Consider the following 17118-nt stretch of genomic DNA (forward strand, 5'->3'; position numbering starts at 1 on the left):
CCCGCCGATTTCGGGGCCGAAACGTGCGGCTCACGGGGCGGGCGCTACGCCTTCTTGCGATTCAGGAACGCGATCATCGCCTCGCGCGCTTCGTCGCTCGCGAACAGGCGGGACGACTGGGCGGCCACGACGTCTCCGAGCTCGTCGATGCGTTCGACGAGGGAGCGGTTGACCAGCGCCTTCGTCTCGCGAAGCCCCTGTGGCGTGCCCTTGCGCAACCCGGACAGCACCGACGAGAGCGCGCTGTCGAGCTCGTCGTCGGGGACGATCTTGGTGACCAGGCCGATCCGCTGCGCCTCCGCGGCGTCGAACGTCCACCCGGTGAGGTACATCAGCGCCGCGTCGCGGTCGGTGAGACGAGGCAGCGTGGTCAGCGAGATCACCGCCGGCGCGAGGCCGAGCCGGACCTCGGTGAACGCGAACGAAACGGAGTCGGCCGCGATCACGACGTCGGCAGCACCGACGATGCCGAGCCCGCCCGCGCGTACGGGACCCTGCAGGCGTACGACGACGGGCTTGGTGGCCGTTGCGATCTGCCGCTGCAGCGTGACGAGTGCTCGGGCACCCTCGTCCATACCGCCACCGGCGGCCTCGGACATGTCGGCACCCGAGCAGAACACCGGACCGGCCGCGGCGATCACGATCGCGCGTACCCCGGCGTCGGCGTCCGCGACGCCGAGCAGATGCATCAGCTCGGTGACGAGCTGACGGCTGAGGGCATTGCGGTTCGGTTGGCTGTCCAGGGTGATCGTCGCGACCTCGGACTCGACCTCGAGGCGGACGAGCGGTTCCCTGATGCTCGGCTCAGTCATGCGACCCACCTTCTCAGACTGGCGAGGCGGCCACTCTCCCCGCTCGTACCCTCGCGTTCGCGGGTGAGGGCGAGCGTACGTCCGCCGCGCGGGTAGATCGTCCAGCGAGCGAACAGGACGGAGAGGAACGCCAGTATGACGCCGGCGATGTCGTCGATCACGAAGTGATAGCCGAGGTACAGCGTTGCGACCACGGTCGCCGCGAGGTACACCGTCATGACCTGGGTCGCGCGCCGGAATCCGTAGTAGCGCAGCATCAGCACGATCATGCAGGTGAACCCCACGTGCAGGCTGGCGAACGCACCGATGCTCGCGAACGCGTCCGATGCGGAGGGGTCTTGCAGGAGATGTAATCGGTCGACCAGCAGCGTGTCCTGCTTGGTGTTGATGAACGTACGAGAAAGGCCGGCGAAGTCGTCGGGCGCCGACGCGAACGGCCCGAGCGAGGGGATGAGGTAGTACGAGACGGTGCCGAGGATCCAGGCCCAGATCGCGGCCGTCAGGAAGACGTACCCGTCGCGGATCCGCCCGGCGAACACGAGCGCCGCGACGAACGAGAGCGGCACGATGTACGCGAACGACTCGTAGATGCCGGCGATCACGTACGAGCCGATGTGCTCACCGAACAGGCCGTGCAGCAGGGACGCCGGGCTGTGTCCGAAGAAGACGTTCTTCTCGAACTCGAGCAGGGCGTCGTCGTGGTATCCGCGGAAGACGACCCAGCTCTTCAGGTTGCGGTAGAAGAGGTAGACGAGGTGGTACGCGAGGAGCCCGGTGACGGCGAGCGCCAGCCGGTCCTTCGGCCAGCGCCGACGCAGCATCGCACCCACGCGGCCGACCGACAGGTTCGCCCGGCCGACGCGGATCATCGCGTCGACGACGCTGAGCGCGGCGAACCACATCAGCGATACGCCCAACCGGACGAGGAACATCGAGCCGCCCGGGTCGCGGATCGGCACGTCGACCTGGATCGAGCGGGCGACCATGACGGCGCCGAACACCGCAACGGTCACCCACAGCCCGATCAGCCAGCGGTAGCCGCGCCAGCCCTTGGCGGGCGCGGACTCTCCGTCGCGGGGTTCATCGAAGAATCCTGCGGTGTGAATGGTTGGTCCCCCTTCATGGAACGTGCTTCGAGTCATCGGCGTTCGGCCTCAGTCGTAGTGCTGCAGCTTCGGCCAGACGGACGACCAGCCGCCGGCCGGGTCGCGGCAGATCGAGATCGGCGCGCCCTGTTCCTGGTTGTCGACGCCGAGACCGTTGTCGAGCCAGTCGACGACAGCGCAGGACCCGAATACCGTCCTCAGCTCATCCGGGCTGGTGCCGACGACGACCGCGATGTCGGCGTACTCGGGCGGGCGGGACTGGTAGTACAGCTCGTTCTGGGCGCTGTAGACGTCGTGCATCCCGAAATCGGGGCCGTACCGCGCGATCGCGCCCGCCTCGCCGTAGTTGTCGGCGATGACGACCGTACGCCCTCGCTCCGCCGTGGAGAGCCGGTCGCGTACGCCTGCGACCTGCTCGACGTACGCCGGCCAGCCGACCTGGTCTTGGGCGATCTGGTTGAAGGTTGGTACCGGTGTCGAGCCGAGGAACTGCAACGGGACGACGGGCAATGCGATGATCACGGAGATGCCGGCGTTCACACCGACCGCGGCGATGACCGTCCAGGCGCGGCGGGCGGGCCCCTCGGCGACCCACCGACCGACGACGACGCAGCCGGCGGCAAGGAACGCGGTCATCAACCCGAGCGGGTAGTAGACCTGCGAGCCGCCGATGAAGACGAGTACGACGACCACCGGCATGGCCGCCGCGACGGACCGGATGGGGCGCCATCGCCGGGAGAGCAGGATCTCGCGGAAGCCGACCAGCCAGACGGGGGCCATGGCGACGCCGAACGTGACGAGCATGACCGGTATCAGCAGCATCCGGACCTGGCTGGCGTTGTGCTCGGCGAGCGCCTGACCCATCGTGATCTGCGGCCAGCCGTGGGTCGCCTGGTAGATCACGTTGGGGGCGCCGACCAGGAGCGCGATCGCCGCCGAGCCCCACACCCAACGCGACACCAGCAGGCGGCGCGGGCCCACCAGCGCGATGCCCGCGGCGAGCCCGACCAGCAGCAGCGCGACGAGCAGCTTGTTGTACATGCTCAGCCCGGTCACCAGGCCGGCGACCAGCCACCACCGCGGCTGGTTGCGCAAGGTCGCGCGAATGATGAACAGCAGGACCGCCGGCCACACGACGAGGTCGACGGTCGCGGTCAGCAGCACCCGGGCGAACTCCAGCGGGATCAGCGACGTGCCGTACGCCCAGGCGCACAGCGTCTGAGCGTCACGGCCGCCACCGAGCTCCCGGGTGATCAGCGTGACGACCAGGATCGACAGCGCCATCAGCGCCGTCGCCGGGATATGGATCGCCCACGTCTCGTCCGCGATGGCACTGAACATCCGGGCCAGCAGCGGCGTCAACGGGGGCTGGTCCACATACCCCCAGTCGAGCGGCAGCATCCGGAAGTACATCTCGTCGCGGTGATACCCGTACGCCGGGCTCGCCGACGTCAGCGCGGCGGCGACCGTCGCCATCGCGACCAGGACCGGCGCCCACGCCAACTGGGGGACGGTACGCGTGCGCGTACCGCGCTCGAAAGCGACCGAGGTCACGGGAGGATCGTCCATGGGCGCGACGTAGAACAGGGCGCGCTTGACTCGACCGCGGTCAGACCGCGACCGCGTATCGAACGAGACAAACCGGGCTTGTGCAGCGCGCTCTCCGTTCGGCGTGTGGACGTTGTGCAGCGTCGGGGCCCTCCGAGAATCATAAGGCCCCCCCGCGGCGCCGACACAGACACACTCGACCGGTCGGCACAGAGTGACGGTCCGGTCACCGTCGGCGGCCAGACGTCGTGGATTGTCGACGGCCGCGGCGGGCGATGGCTAGGCTTTCGCGGGTGCTGAGTTCACCGAGGTCCGGCGCGCGCCCGCGAACGTCTGACGAAGGTCCGCACCGGCAGCTGAATCAGCGCGCGACTCCCGGGCTATGGGGAACGCTGGTCGCGCGCGTATTCGATCTCGACGGCGTCGAGGAGGGTGTCAGCCAGGTGTCGCCGCCGTCGTCGCGAGCCGTGTTCTTCGTCGACCTCACCGACGAGCACGCGCCGGAGACATCGCTTGCACCAGGACAGCGGCTTGAGCCGGCACATCTTCATGGTGTGCAAGACACCAGCGTTCATCTCGTGCTGCCGCGAGAGCGCGGTCAGGACCTCGTTGGCCTCCGGTGGGCGGAGCCGCACCAGCATGCGGACTTCGGTACCGAGTTCATGATCTACGGACCGCGTGATGCCGGCGAGCTCAAGGTCGTGATCTCCGTCATCGAAGAGAGCCTGGCGTTCGCCCGAGAAGGTGCGCCCTGACGTGATGGCGACGAGCTTCTATGGCTCAGCTGTCGCGGACGAAGGAATCTGCCTTTGGGTCGAACGGTGCGGCCAAAGGCAGATTCCTTCGTCGCGGCCTCGGGCGTCGGCACCGCCGCAAACGGAAACGGTGAAGGCCGGACCAAAGGACCGGGCCACCCGACCTGCAACCGACGCCTCAGTACGACTTGGGCAAGCCCAGACTGAACTGGGCGATGAAGTTCAGGATCATCTCGCGGCTCACCGGCGCGATGCGCGACAGCCGGGCGGCAACGACGAGTCCGCCCATGCCGTACTCGGTCGTCAGTCCGTTGCCGCCATGGGTCTGCACCGCTCGGTCGACGGCGCGGCAGACGGCCTCGCCGGCCGCGTACTTCGCCATGTTCGCCGCCTCGCCGGCGCTCATCACGTCGCCTGCGTCGTACAGTGCGGCGGCTCGCTGCGTCATGAGCCGGGCCTGCTCGATCTCGATGTGCGACTCGGCGAGTGGGTGCGCGACCGCCTGATGAGCACCGATGGGCTGCTTCCACACCTCGCGCGAGTTCGCGTACGCGACACCCTTCGCGAGCGCGTGTCGAGCCATGCCGGTCGCGAACGACGCCGCCATGATCCGTTCGGGGTTGAGCCCGGCGAACAGCTGCTCGAGGCCGGCGTCCTCGCTGCCGAGCAGCGCGTCGGCGGGTAGGCGTACGTCGTCGAAGAACAGCGTGAACTGCTTCTCCGGCGACACGATCTCCATCTCGATCTGTTGTGCGGTGAATCCTTCGGCGTCGGTCGGCACGATGAACAGTGCGGGCTTCAGCTTCCCGGTCTTGGCGTCCTCCATCCGGGCGACGACAAGCAGGTGTGGCGCCTCGTCGATCCCCGAGATGAACGTCTTGCCGCCGTTCAACACCCACGCGTCGCCGTCGCGCTGCGCAGTGGTGACGATGCGGTGCGAGTTGGAGCCGGCGTCGGACTCGGTGATCGAGAAGGCCATCGTCGTCGTACCCGCAGCGAAGCCCGGGAGCCAGTGCTGCTTCTGCGCATCGGTGCCGTACTGGGTGATGATGGTGGCGCAGATCGCCGGAGAGACGACCATCATCAGCAGCGGGCAGCCGGCGGCGGCGAGCTCCTCACACACCGCCGCGAGGTCGCCGATGCCGCCGCCTCCGCCGCCGTACTCCTCAGGTATCGCGACGCCGAGGTAGCCGTTCTTCCCGACGGCGGCCCACAGCTCATCGGTCTTCTCACCGGCGCGCGCACGCTCGATGAAGTAGTCGTGGCCGTACTTCGAGCCCAGGTCCGCGACGGCTTTGCGCAGCGCCTGCCGTTCCCGCGACTCACTGAACGCCGGTGTGTCACTCATGTTCGCTCCCCTTCGGGTACATGCTCATCGATCACCGCGAGCACCGCGCCCGCTTCGACCTGTTGCTCGGCCGCGACCTCGATCGCGGCCACGACGCCGTCGGTCGGCGCACTGACGGTGTGTTGCATCTTCATCGCCTCGAGTACGACGACGGTCTGGCCCTTCTGCACCTCGTCTCCCGTCGCGACCGCAACCACTGCTACCGACGCCGGCGTGGCCGCGAGCAGCGAGCCCTCGGCGACGGTCTCTGCCGGGTCGGTGAAGCGAGGAACGGTACGCAGATCGAGTGGGCCCGTCGGGCCGTCGACGTACACCGCGTCGCCGTCGACCGTCACGTCGTACGACTCGCGGACTCCGTTGTGGCGCAGGCGTACGCCGTGCTCGTCGACATGGACGACCTCGACGCCGTCGACCACGAACCGCCCACGCTCACTGGCGTACGCGATCTCGATCGACTCGTCGCCGATGACGTACGTGCGAGTGCGCGACTGCGAAGGCACGTTGCGGTACGCGGCCGGGATGCGGCTCTGTACCCGCGCCGCACCGTGCGCGGAGTGGGCCTGAACGAGTGCCGCCGCGACGGCGTACCGATGCAGCTCGCCGGATGATCGACGCGGCTCGGTCCATTGCTCGAGGCGGTCGTCGAGGAGCCGGGTGTGTACGCGCCCGGTGACGAAGTCGTCGTCGGACAGGATGGCGCCGAGCAGCTCGAGGTTGGTCCGGACACCGTGCACTCGCGCGTGCCTCAGCGCGCCGCGCAGCATCCGGATCGTCTGGCCACGATCGGGAGCCCAGGCGACGACCTTGGCCAGCATCGGGTCGTAATGGATGCCGATCTCACTGCCCGGCTCCACGGCCGAGTCGACCCGCACCCCGTACGATCGCGGCACCTCGAAGCGAGTGTCGGCGGCGAACTCGAAGGCGCGTACCGTGCCCGTCTGCGCCCGCCAGTCGTCGGCAGGATCCTCGGCGTACACCCGCACCTCGATCGCGTGCCCATCCCCCAGATTTGGGCCCGAACGTCCCGTTTCCCCGCTGGAAACGGGCCCCTTCGGCCCAAATCTGGAGGACAGTGCCCGATCTTCGGCGACCGCGATCTGGAGTTCGACGAGATCGACGCCCCAGACGCATTCCGTGACCGGATGCTCTACCTGCAGGCGGGTGTTCATTTCGAGAAAGCTGACGACCTCGTCCTTTACCAAGAACTCCACCGTGCCCGCGCCCACGTAGTCGACCGCTGCGACGGCGGCTCGTGCGGCGTCGCGCAGCCGGGTACGTACGTCGTCGGAGATGCCCGGCGCCGGTGTCTCCTCGACGACCTTCTGGTGGCGGCGTTGAATCGAGCAGTCGCGCTCGCCGAGCACCCAGCAGGTGCCGTGTCGGTCTGCGAGCACCTGCACCTCGATGTGCCGCGCGGTCGGGAGGTACGGCTCGACGAAGACCGTGCCGTCGCCGAATGCCGCCTCCGCCTCCGCCTCCGCAGCGGCAATCGCCGAGTCGAGTTCCGCAGGCCCATCAACGACGCGCATGCCGCGTCCACCGCCGCCGGCGGATGCCTTTACCAGCATGGGATATCGGCCCGACTCCGCCGTGAGCACGGGAACTCCCGCGGCCGACATGATCTCCTTCGCCCGGACCTTCGAGCCCATCTGCTCGATCGTCTTCGGGTCCGGGCCGATCCAGGTCAATCCGGCATCGAGCACGGCCTGCGCGAACTCGGCGTTCTCCGACAGAAATCCGTAGCCGGGGTGGATCGCGTCAGCACCACTCGACTTCGCGGCGTCGACGATCCGATCGCCGCGCAGGTACGTATCGGCGGCAGCCTCACCCGGGAGCCGTACGGCGATGTCGGCTTCGACAACGAACGGCGCATCCGTGTCGGCGTCGGAAAACACGGCGACGGTCTCGATACCGAGTGTGCGGCAGGTGTGCATCACCCGCCGGGCGATCTCGCCGCGGTTCGCAACCAGCACCCGCTCACATCCGGAAGACACCATAGTGCTCGGCCCCCTTCACCTCTGCGTTGTGGATCGCGGACAGGCAGATGCCGAGCACCGTGCGGGTGTCGCGCGGGTCGATCACGCCGTCGTCGTAGAGCATCCCCGACGTGAAGTACGCGAGCGACTGCTCCTCGATCTGCTGCTCGATGTACGCGCGCATCTGCCGATCGGCGTCCTCGTCATACGGCTGCCCCTTCGCCTCGGCCGCCTGCCGCGCGACGATGCTGATGACACCCGCCAACTGCGCCGGCCCCATCACGGCGGACTTCGCGTTCGGCCAGCTGAACATGAAGCGCGGCTCGTACGCTCGACCGGACATGCCGTAGTTGCCCGCGCCGTACGACGCGCCCATGACCACCGACAGGTGCGGCACCGTGCTGTTGGAGACCGCGTTGATCATCAGCGCGCCATGCTTGATGATCCCGCCCTGCTCGTACTCGGCGCCGACCATGTAGCCGGTCGTGTTGTGCAGGAACAGCAACGGGGTGTCGACCTGGTTGGCGAGCTGGATGAACTGGGTCGCCTTCTGCGACTCCTCGCTGAACAAAACCCCCTGCGCATTGGCGAGGATTCCGATCGGATACCCGTGCAGCTGCGCGAACCCCGTGACCAGGCTGCCGCCGTACAGCGGCTTGAACTCGTCGAACTCCGATCCGTCGACGATGCGTGCGATCACCTCACGCGGGTCGAACGGCACCTTCAGGTCGGTCGGCACGATGCCGAGCAGGTCCTCCGCATCGTGTGCCGGCTCGTCGTACACGGCCGCAGGCGCGGCACCCTGCTTGCGCCAGTTCAGCCTGCGTACGACCTGTCGGCCGAGTCGGATCGCGTCGTGCTCGTCGGCGGCGAGGTAGTCGGCCAGGCCCGACTGTCTGGCATGCATCTGCGCACCACCGAGCGACTCGTCGTCGGACTCTTCGCCGGTGGCCATCTTCACCAGCGGCGGGCCGCCGAGGAACACCTTCGCACCTCCGTCGACCATCACGACGTAGTCGCTCATGCCCGGCACATACGCGCCGCCGGCGGTCGAGTTGCCGAACACCAGAGCGATGGTCGGTACGCGCGCCGCACTCGCCCGGGTGATGTTGCGGAACGACGCGCCGCCCGGGATGAAGATGTCCTTCTGGGTCGGCAGATCGGCGCCGCCGGACTCGACCAGGTTGATGGTCGGCAGCCGGTTGTCGGCCGCGATCTGCGCAGCGCGCTGCCCCTTCTTCAGCGTCGACGGGTTGCTTGATCCGCCTTTGACCGTTGGGTCATTTGCGATGATCATGCACTCGACGCCCTCGACGACGCCGATACCGGTGACGACGCTGGCGCCCACCACGAAGTCGGTGCCCCACGCCGCGAGGCTGGAGAGTTCGAGGAACGCGGAGTCCTCGTCGATGAGCAGCTCGATGCGTTCGCGCGCGAGCAGCTTGCCGCGCTTGTGGTGGCGCTCGACGTACTTCTCGCCACCGCCCGCCATTGCCTTGGCGTGCTGCTCGGCGAGGTCGGCAACGCGCTCGGCCATGGCGTCGCGGTTGGTTTCGTACGTCTCGGACGTCGGATCGACACTCGTCTTGATCATGCTGGCCCCTTGGTCGCGCTCGTTGCTCGCTCGTACCTCACTGCGCCCTCGCCGCTCCGTACCCCAGAAGCTTTGCCGACAGGTCGTTCAGGACCTCGTTGGTGCCGCCGCCGATGCCGAGGATGCGGGCGTCACGGTAGTGGCGTTCGACCTCCGACTCCCGCAGATAGCCCGCACCGCCGAAGATCTGCACCGCCTCGTCGACGACGTGGTCGCAGGCCTCGACGGCATCGTTCTTCGCGATGCTGGCATCGAGCGCCAACGAGAGCTGAGAGTTGTCGTCACCCGGCTCGACGGCCCGCTCGATGACCCCTCGGGTGTACGCGCGTGCCGTCGTGGTCGCCCGGTGCATGTCGACCAGCTTGTGCCGGATCACCTGCCGGCCGATCAGCGGACGGCCGAACGTCTCGCGCTGCTTGGCGTACGTGACCGCGAGATCGAGGCAACGCTGCGCGGTCGCGTACGCCTGCACGGCGAGGCTGAGCCGCTCGTGCACGAACTGGCGCATGATGGCGACGAACCCGGCGTCTTGTTCACCGATCAGGTTGGCAGCGGGTACACGCGCGTGGTCGAACGCCAGCTCGGCCGTGTCGGAGCACAGCCAGCCCATCTTGCGAAGGGGTCGGGTGACCGTGAAGCCGGGAGTGTCCTTGTCGATCGCCAGCAGCGAGATGCCCCCGGCGCCGTCGCCGCCGGTACGGACCGCGGTGGTGACGAAGTCTGCGCGTACGCCCGAGGTGATGAACGTCTTGCTGCCGGTCACCTCGTACGCGTCGCCGTCTCGCGTGCCACGGGTGCGGAGGCTTGCGACGTCGGAACCACCGTCGGGTTCGGTGATAGCGAGCGACCCGATCGTCTCCCCCGCGAGCGTCGGGCGGACGTAGCGGTCGATCAGCTCGGTCGACGCCGACGCGACGATATGCGGCAGCGCGATGCCGTGGGTGAACAGCGCGGCAACGAGTCCGGAGGACCCGCCCGCCTCGATGACCGCCTCCGTGATGACGCTGACGTCGACCACCGTGCCGCCCTGGCCGCCGACGTCTTCGGCGAACCCGACACCGAGCAGACCTGCCGCCGCCGCGCGCTTGTGCAGCTCGCGAGGCACCTCGCCGGCGTCCTCCCAGTCGGGGAGATAGGGGACGATCTCACGCTCGGTGAACCGAGTCGCGCTCTCCCGCAGTGCTTGCCGTTCGGGCGCCGCCCACGCGTCGGTCATGGCGTCTCCATGAGCAGCTCGGTGGGCACGTCCACCTGCCGCGCGCGGAGCCACTCGCCGACCGCCTTCGCCTGCGGGTCGAACCTCGTCGAGGCGGCGACGCCCTCACCGAGGAGGCCGTGCAGCACGATGTTGACGGCGCGCAGGTCGGGCAGCTCGTACACGTCGATCTCGAGGTCGGCGGCCTCGGGCAGCAGCTGCCGGACGGCCTTCTCGTCCAGCAGGGTACGCAGCCAGTCGTACGCCTCGGCGGCGCGCGGATGGTCGCTGCGTACCCACACGCCGACGTTCGAGTCGCCGCCCTTGTCTCCGCTGCGGGCGTACGCGATGCGGCCGAGCGGTGCCCGGGTGGTGCGGCTGAGCGCTCTCTGGTCTCGGGGTCTATGTGGCATCGGTTGAGACCTATTGGACCGATGCCACATAGACCCCGACTCGGGCGGCGGCGGAATCGGCGTACGCGAGCCGTCGGCATGCACCACGCAGTGCTCGGGGACGTCCTGGTCGACGTACGCGGGTGCGTACACCCCGTACGGCGAACCGCTGCCCGGCGGCGCGGTGAGCGTGAAGCCGGGGATCGAGCCGAGCGCTAACTCGACGGCCGCACCGGAGAACGCCCGGCCGACGGCTTCCGGCGACGAGGACCGCACCTCGCACCGCAACCGGGCCGTCGCCTCGGCCTGCGTCGCGGGATCGGGCTGCGACGTACGCTCTAGCTGCCACTCGACGGAGTCCGGCGGCGAGGACGAGAGCGCATCGGTCAGCTGCTCACGTACGAGCGATGCCTTCGCGTCGATGTCGAGCCCGGTGAGCAAGAACTCCACGCTGTTGCGGAAGCCACCGAGACGGTTGAGGCAGACCTTCGCCTGTGGTGGCGGGGCCGACCCTCGTACGCCCGAGATCGCAACCCGGTCCGGCCCTTCGGCCACGAGCGCGAGCGAGTCGAGCCGGGCGACCACGTCCGGACCGAGGTACGCGGGTGAGTCGATCTCGTAGACGAGCTGGGCCGTCACGGTGTCGAGCGTGACCGCTCCGCCCGTGCCCGGATGCTTCGTGATGACCGAGTCGCCCGACGCCTCGACCTCCGCGATGGGGAAGCCGAACTGCCGCCCCTGAGGCGTTGTGAGGTCGAGCGCTTCGAATCCCGCGACGTTGCCGCCGGTCGCCTGCGTACCGCACTCGATCACGTGACCGGCGGCCACTGCACCCGCGAGCGCGTCGTAGTCGGTGCGCGACCAGTCGTGGTGCGCGATCGCGGGACCGACCACGAGCGATGCATCCGTGATCCGCCCGGTGACCACGACGTCCGCACCACCGCGGAGTGCCTCCGCTATACCGAACGCACCGAGGTACGCGTTCGCGGTCAGCGCCTTTGCGAAGCCGAGGTCGTCGGCGCGCGGGAGCAGGTCGTCGCCCTCGACGTGCGCGATCGACGCCGAGATGCCTTGCTCGGCTGCGATCTGGCGTAGCCGGTCGGCGAGGCCGGCCGGATTGAGTCCGCCGGCGTTCGTGACGATGCGCACGCCCTTGTCGACTGCGAGGCCGAGGCAGTCCTCGAGCTGGCGTACGAACGTCTTCGCGTAGCCGAGCGACTCGTCCTTCAGCTTGTCGCGGCCCAGGATCAGCATCGTGAGCTCGGCGAGGTAGTCGCCGGTGAGGTAGTCGAGGTCGCCGCCCTCGAGCATCGCAGCGAAGGCGGAGCGCCGGTCTCCGTAGAAGCCCGACGCGTTGCCGATCCGGACAGCGGTCATGCCGGTTCCCGTTCGGACAGCCGTACCGGATCACGCCCGGGTGGGCCTGCGAAAGCCTGCGCGATCGTGAGCCATTGCTCGGCGTCGGACCCGTCGGCGTGTACGTCGACGTCGTCGAGATGCCGCCGGCGCGTGACGAGTAGGCCGAAGTCCCACGCCGAACCCGTGACCCGCTCCGGCGCCTCGGTCGACCCCCAGGTCCAGGTCTCGCCCTCGGGCCCCGTCAGCTCGACGTACACCTCGGTGTCGGGTACCTGCAGCCCGCGCACCGCGTACGCGAACCCGCGGGTGCGTACGCCCAGGTGGCAGACATGGCGGACCCGTGACGTGACCGGAACCTCGAGGCCGAGCGCCCCGGCGACGTCGTGCGCATGTGCCCAGGTCTCCATCAGCCGGGCGGTCGCCATGCTCGCGGGGCTCATCGGCGGCCCGAACCAGGCGATTCGTTCACCCTTCGGTACGTCCCGCAACGCACCGGAGAGCCGCGCCCGGCCTTCGCGCCACCGCACGAGCAGCTCGGCCGGCGCGATGGCGGCCAGAGCCTCGGCGCCGGTGTGTACGTACCCGGTCGGGTTTGCGGCGGCCGCCTGCAGTACGTCGGCGAAGTCGTCGCCGGCGATCGCCTTGAGCGACGCCTCGTCGGTCCAGTGCAGGTGCGCGATCTGGTGCGCGACCGTCCAGCCCGGCGCCGGCGTGGGAGTCGGCCAGCTGTCGGCGGGGAGGTCGCACACCCAGCTGTCGAGCTGGGCGCCTTCGGCATCGAGGTCGCCCAGAACCTCGGCGAGTCGGTCACTCAACTGGCTGCTCCGATCGTATCGTCGAGCGTCTTCGCCCAGGTGTCGAGAATGCGCTTGCGGCGACGTGAGTCGTCAGCGAGGGTGGCGGCGAGGCCGAGCCCGCGCAGCAGGTCCAGCGTCGCCTGGACAAGTTCGCGCGCTCCGCCGTCGGAGTCGTCGACCCCCAGCAGCGTGACCGTCTGGCGATGCGTCTCGCGTCCGATGCGCTGCTCGAGCGGTCCGACGGCGTCGCGGAGGGTCTCGTCGGTGCGCGCGGCGACCCAGAGCTCGAGGGCGGCGAGGAACACCGGGCTGGTGAACTGCTCGCTCAGGATCTCGAGCACGGCCCGCGTACGCCGGCGCGCGGGCAGATGCTCCGCGGCCGCCTCCAGCTCGGTGCGGCGCTTGGTCGCGATGTACTCCACCGCGTCGACGACAAGCGCCTGCTTGGTGGGGAAGTGATGGAGCTGAGCTCCGCGCGACACGCCGGCTCGCTCCGAGACCAGCGTGGTCGTCGTACCCGACCAGCCGCGCTCCACGAGGCAGTCGATCGTCGCGTCGAGCAGCCGCGTACGCATGGCGCGGGTGCGTTCGCCCTGGGGTGTGCGCTGCGGACGCTCCCGCGACTCGATGGCCATGGGGTGACTCTAACAAACAGTCACGACTGCTTGTAAGTGTCGTGGGGTTCCCCACGAGACTCGGGGAGGTTCCAGTGGGAGTCCCCACGTATAGAAGCTGTTGCAGATTTGCCGCTGTGGGTGCCCGTAGCTTCGCGAGACAGAAGTTGCTCGTCGCTCCTAGAGCATGGACGGGTCACACCATCCGGCGTACGACCGAGAGCGGCGCGTGGCGCATCACGAAGCCGATCGGCTTCCACGGCCAGCCGGGCACCTCCGCCTCGGTTACCTCCTTGTCGATCGCGGCGACCAAGGCGCGACACCCGGTCTCGGTATCGACCATCAGCTTGGTGCCGCCGGCGCCGGCCTCCGCTGCGCGCTCGTTCATCTCGGAGGCGATGAAGCCCGGGTAGAGGGTCGTCACCTTGATGCCGGCGACAGGTCGGCGCATCAGATCGGCGCGAATCCCCTCGCCGAGCATCGCCAGACCCGCCTTCGTCGCCGCGTACGTGGTCATCGAACCCGGCATGCCGCGCATCCCGGACATCGACGACACGAGTACGAGATGACCCGACTCCCGCTCGTAGAAGTGCGCCATCGCCGCCTCGCACTGGGCAAGCGCCGCGACGAAGTTGGTCATCGCGGTGTCGCGGTTCGCGTCGAACCTGCCGCTGCCGATGCGCGCGCCCTTGCCGAGACCGGCGTTGACGATCGCCCGGTCGATGCCACCGAGCGCCGTCGTGGCCGCGGTGAACTCGTCGAAGACACGATCGTGGTCGTTGACGTCCAGCTCGTGGCAGCTCACCTCGATCGTCGGGTTCGCGGCGACCAGCTCGTCTCGCAACGCCTCCAGACGATCGAGCCGGCGCGCCGCCAGGGCGAGGTTGTGGCCGTTCTGCGCGAACAGTCGGGCCATGCCCTCGCCGAGCCCGGCGCTCGCTCCCGTGATCCAGATGTTCTGTCGCATATGCGTTCGCTCCCGCGTCATGCGTACGTGATGTCGGCCGTTGCCAGATGTGCGTGTTCGTTGAACGATACGAGCATCGGTCGCGCGTCGCGTACGAGCACCTTGTGGGTACTCGTGTTGATGATCGGTGCGGCGAGCGCCGGCCAGCGTTCGTCGTCGACACCGAGCAGGTCGCACACGATCGCCGCGATCACACCACCCGACGTGACCACAACCGCCTTGTCGTCGGCGTCGAAGCGTCCGAGCAGACCCGCGAACGCGTCGCCGACCCGCGCCCGGAACTGACGGTAGGTCTCGCGGTACGTACGGGAGCCGTCGGCGGTGATCCAGCGACGCAGCCCTTCGCCGAACATCTGCTCCATGGCGGACGCGTCGAGGTCCGGCAGGCTGCCGTCGGCACCGATCGACTCGGCGAACACGTCGACATGGTCGAACTCCTCGAGACCGTCGACGACGTCGTACGGAGGCGCGGCGCCGTACCCGACCCGGATCTCGTCGGCCGTCTCGCGGTGCCGGCGCATCCGCCCGCTCACCAGCTGAGTCGGCTCGAACCCGGACGTACGCCAGGAAGCGCCGAGACTGCGCGCCTGCGCATGGCCGTGCTCGGACAGCACGTCGTAGTCGGCCGCACCCCACGACGCTTGTCCGTGACGGACGAGTACGACCAGCGACATCAGCCGTCACCCTCGCGGGCGACCATCTTCGCCGACTCGCGGAGCATGATCGCGTCGTACAGGGGACGCGCGAGTCGCTTCGCGTAGTACCCGATCCGACCGTCGCGGTCGGTGAGGATGACATGCCGGCGCGCGTCGACTCCCGCGAGCACGCGGCCCGCGATCGTGTCCGCCGATCGCGGCGACTCGTCGATCAGCCGCTGCGCGGACGCCCGGGAGTCGGGGTCGTTGCCGCGCAAGGAGGCCGCCAGGTTGGTCCGGAAGAACGACGGGCACACGACGGAGACGTCGACGCCGTACGGCGCGAGCTCGTAGTGCAGCGTCTCGCTCAGCGCGACGACGCCGGCCTTGACCGAGTTGTACTCCGACATCCGCGGCGGATGGACGAGCCCGGCCGCCGATGCGACGTTGACGACGTGACCCGCGCGCTGGCCCTTCAGCATCGGCGTGAACGTACGACAGCCGCGTACGACTCCGAGCAGGTTGATGTCGACGATCCACTGCCACTGATCCATCGTGGTGAGCTCGAGCCGACCGCCTGCGGCGACCCCGGCGTTGTTGACGAGGAGGTCGAGACCGTGCCACTCGTCGCGTACCCACTCGAGGGTGTCGTCCCAGTCGGCGTCCGCGCGTACGTCGAGCCGGCGATAGGCAACGCCCGGCACGTCGTCGAGTGAAGCGGGCCGGTCGTCGGCGAGATCGGTCGCGAGCACCCGGGCACCTCGGCGGACGAACTGGCGAACGAGGGCAAGTCCGAGCCCGGATGCGGCGCCGGTCACCACGACACGGTCATTGCTTCGAATCGTCACACCCGGAGCCTAAGAGGTCAGGCACAGCGACGGGTTGCTGGGCTCGCGAGCACCTCTACGCATGCGAGAGGATCTCGTGGCACCGACCGTGCAGGTACTCGACCGTGGCGCCGAAACCGGCGAAGTCGGGGTTCGAGGTCTGACCGAGGTGGTAGCGGTAGTAGATCTGCTGCAGGATCACCGCGAGCCGGAAGGTACCGAACACCTCGTAGAACGGCCAGGCGTCGGGCGACAGGTCCATTCGCAGGCAGTAGTACTCGAACACGTCGGCGCGCGTCGGCATCCCCGGCAGGTGCGTCGGCTGCTTACGCAGCGCGAGCATGCCGGGCGGGTCGTCGGCCTGGACCCAGTACGCGAGCGCGCACGCGACGTCCATCAGCGGGTCTCCGACGGTCGACATCTCCCAGTCGAGCACCGCGCGCACCTTGGTCAGGCTCTCGTCGAGCACCAGGTTGTCGAACCGGAAGTCGTTGTGGATCACGCAGCTGTCGACGTCCGGAGGCTGTAGGCGTTCCAGCCAGCTGGTGATCGCACCGAAGTCGGGTGCACCGGGAGTCAGCGCGTTGCGATAGCGGTCGGTCCATCCGCGGAGCTGCCGCGCGACGTAACCGTCGCCGCGCCCGAGCTCGCTCAGCCCGACCTCGTCGGGATCGACCCGGTGCAGGTCGACGAACCGGTCGACGAACACGCTGGCGAGCTCACCGGCGTCGTCGCGCGACAACATGTAGCCCTCGGGCAGGTTGGCCCGCGGAATGACGCCGGGCACGCGCTCCATCACGTAGAACTGTGAGCCGATGACGTTCTCGTCGGTGCAGAGCGCGATCATCTCCGGAACGTACGAGAACGCCGGTTTCAGCCGGTGCTGCACGGTGTACTCACGCACCATGTCGTGCGCACCGCGCGCCTTCGCGCCGGTGGGCGGGCGCCGCAGGATCAACGACCCGTCCGGGTACCCGAGCAGGTACGTGAGGTTCGACGCGCCGCCCCGGTACTGCTCGACGCTCGGCGTACCGGTGATGCCGACCTCGTCGCCGAGCCACCCGGCGACGGCGGACACGTCGAAGGCGTCCTCACGGCGAACAGCGGTGCGTTCGGTGGTCATCCCGTCATCTTCGCAGCGTTCGCCCGAGTTCGCCCGCCACGGGTGCGACGGCGGGTCGCACCGTCGTGGG

15 protein-coding genes are annotated in these 17118 nt (G+C 68.7%); 1 reads left to right on the forward strand and 14 read right to left on the reverse strand.

What is annotated here, in order from left to right; all coding sequences use genetic code 11:
- Positions 1-44: 44 nt before the first annotated feature.
- From L0C25_RS08845 to L0C25_RS08855, 3 genes are read right to left on the reverse strand one after another with little or no spacing between them, the layout of a single operon-like run.
- Positions 45-812 (reverse strand): enoyl-CoA hydratase-related protein, encoded by a 768-nt coding sequence (locus L0C25_RS08845; RefSeq protein ID WP_271636105.1) that lies wholly within the window; start codon positions 810-812, stop codon positions 45-47.
- Positions 809-1954 (reverse strand): phosphatase PAP2 family protein, encoded by a 1146-nt coding sequence (locus tag L0C25_RS08850; protein WP_271636106.1) that lies wholly within the window; start codon positions 1952-1954, stop codon positions 809-811. The genes L0C25_RS08845 and L0C25_RS08850 overlap by 4 nt, the downstream gene beginning before the upstream one ends.
- 12 nt (positions 1955-1966) lie before the next feature.
- Entirely contained in the window at positions 1967-3472 is a 1506-nt protein-coding gene (locus L0C25_RS08855; RefSeq protein WP_271636107.1) for a glycosyltransferase family 39 protein, read from the reverse strand.
- Positions 3473-3759: 287 nt separating this feature from the next.
- On the opposite strand from L0C25_RS08855, the gene L0C25_RS08860 reads away from it, so the two are divergent.
- The gene (locus L0C25_RS08860) at positions 3760-4221 is read left to right on the forward strand and encodes a luciferase domain-containing protein (protein ID WP_271636108.1); all 462 of its coding nucleotides are present in this window, start codon (positions 3760-3762) and stop codon (positions 4219-4221) included.
- 178 nt (positions 4222-4399) lie between these two features.
- Here L0C25_RS08860 and L0C25_RS08865 read toward each other — a convergent pair whose 3' ends face one another.
- The 11 genes from L0C25_RS08865 to L0C25_RS08915 form a co-directional block, all read right to left on the reverse strand.
- The gene (locus L0C25_RS08865; protein WP_271636109.1) at positions 4400-5569 is read right to left on the reverse strand and encodes an acyl-CoA dehydrogenase family protein; all 1170 of its coding nucleotides are present in this window, start codon (positions 5567-5569) and stop codon (positions 4400-4402) included.
- Complete coding sequence (locus tag L0C25_RS08870; RefSeq protein WP_333908577.1) at positions 5566-7542, reverse strand: acetyl/propionyl/methylcrotonyl-CoA carboxylase subunit alpha; 1977 nt, start codon at positions 7540-7542, stop codon at positions 5566-5568. The genes L0C25_RS08865 and L0C25_RS08870 overlap by 4 nt, the downstream gene beginning before the upstream one ends.
- A gap of 4 nt (positions 7543-7546) precedes the next feature.
- Positions 7547-9139 carry an acyl-CoA carboxylase subunit beta gene (locus L0C25_RS08875; RefSeq protein WP_271636111.1) on the reverse strand — a complete coding sequence of 531 codons (1593 nt, stop codon included), beginning with the start codon at positions 9137-9139 and terminating at the stop codon, positions 7547-7549.
- Positions 9140-9176: 37 nt separating this feature from the next.
- Complete coding sequence (locus tag L0C25_RS08880; RefSeq protein WP_271636112.1) at positions 9177-10355, reverse strand: acyl-CoA dehydrogenase family protein; 1179 nt, start codon at positions 10353-10355, stop codon at positions 9177-9179.
- Positions 10352-12103, reverse strand: coding sequence for an acyclic terpene utilization AtuA family protein (locus L0C25_RS08885; protein ID WP_271636114.1), 1752 nt, complete (start codon positions 12101-12103; stop codon positions 10352-10354). The genes L0C25_RS08880 and L0C25_RS08885 overlap by 4 nt, the downstream gene beginning before the upstream one ends.
- Entirely contained in the window at positions 12100-12900 is an 801-nt protein-coding gene (locus L0C25_RS08890) for a TIGR03084 family metal-binding protein (RefSeq protein WP_271636115.1), read from the reverse strand. The genes L0C25_RS08885 and L0C25_RS08890 overlap by 4 nt, the downstream gene beginning before the upstream one ends.
- Positions 12897-13517, reverse strand: coding sequence for a TetR/AcrR family transcriptional regulator (locus L0C25_RS08895; protein ID WP_271636116.1), 621 nt, complete (start codon positions 13515-13517; stop codon positions 12897-12899). Before L0C25_RS08895 ends, L0C25_RS08890 begins: the two co-directional genes overlap by 4 nt.
- 175 nt (positions 13518-13692) lie before the next feature.
- Positions 13693-14484 (reverse strand): SDR family oxidoreductase, encoded by a 792-nt coding sequence (locus L0C25_RS08900; RefSeq protein WP_271636117.1) that lies wholly within the window; start codon positions 14482-14484, stop codon positions 13693-13695.
- Entirely contained in the window at positions 14481-15137 is a 657-nt protein-coding gene (locus tag L0C25_RS08905) for a histidine phosphatase family protein (protein WP_271636118.1), read from the reverse strand. The genes L0C25_RS08900 and L0C25_RS08905 overlap by 4 nt, the downstream gene beginning before the upstream one ends.
- Positions 15137-15946 carry an SDR family NAD(P)-dependent oxidoreductase gene (locus L0C25_RS08910; RefSeq protein ID WP_271636120.1) on the reverse strand — a complete coding sequence of 270 codons (810 nt, stop codon included), beginning with the start codon at positions 15944-15946 and terminating at the stop codon, positions 15137-15139. Before L0C25_RS08910 ends, L0C25_RS08905 begins: the two co-directional genes overlap by 1 nt.
- Before the next feature lie 55 nt (positions 15947-16001).
- Positions 16002-17048, reverse strand: a complete 1047-nt coding sequence (locus L0C25_RS08915) for a phosphotransferase family protein (RefSeq protein ID WP_271636122.1) — start codon at positions 17046-17048, stop codon at positions 16002-16004.
- Positions 17049-17118 lie beyond the last annotated feature (70 nt).

It is taken from the genome of Solicola gregarius (assembly GCF_025790165.1).
Classification (GTDB): domain Bacteria; phylum Actinomycetota; class Actinomycetes; order Propionibacteriales; family Nocardioidaceae; genus Solicola; species Solicola gregarius.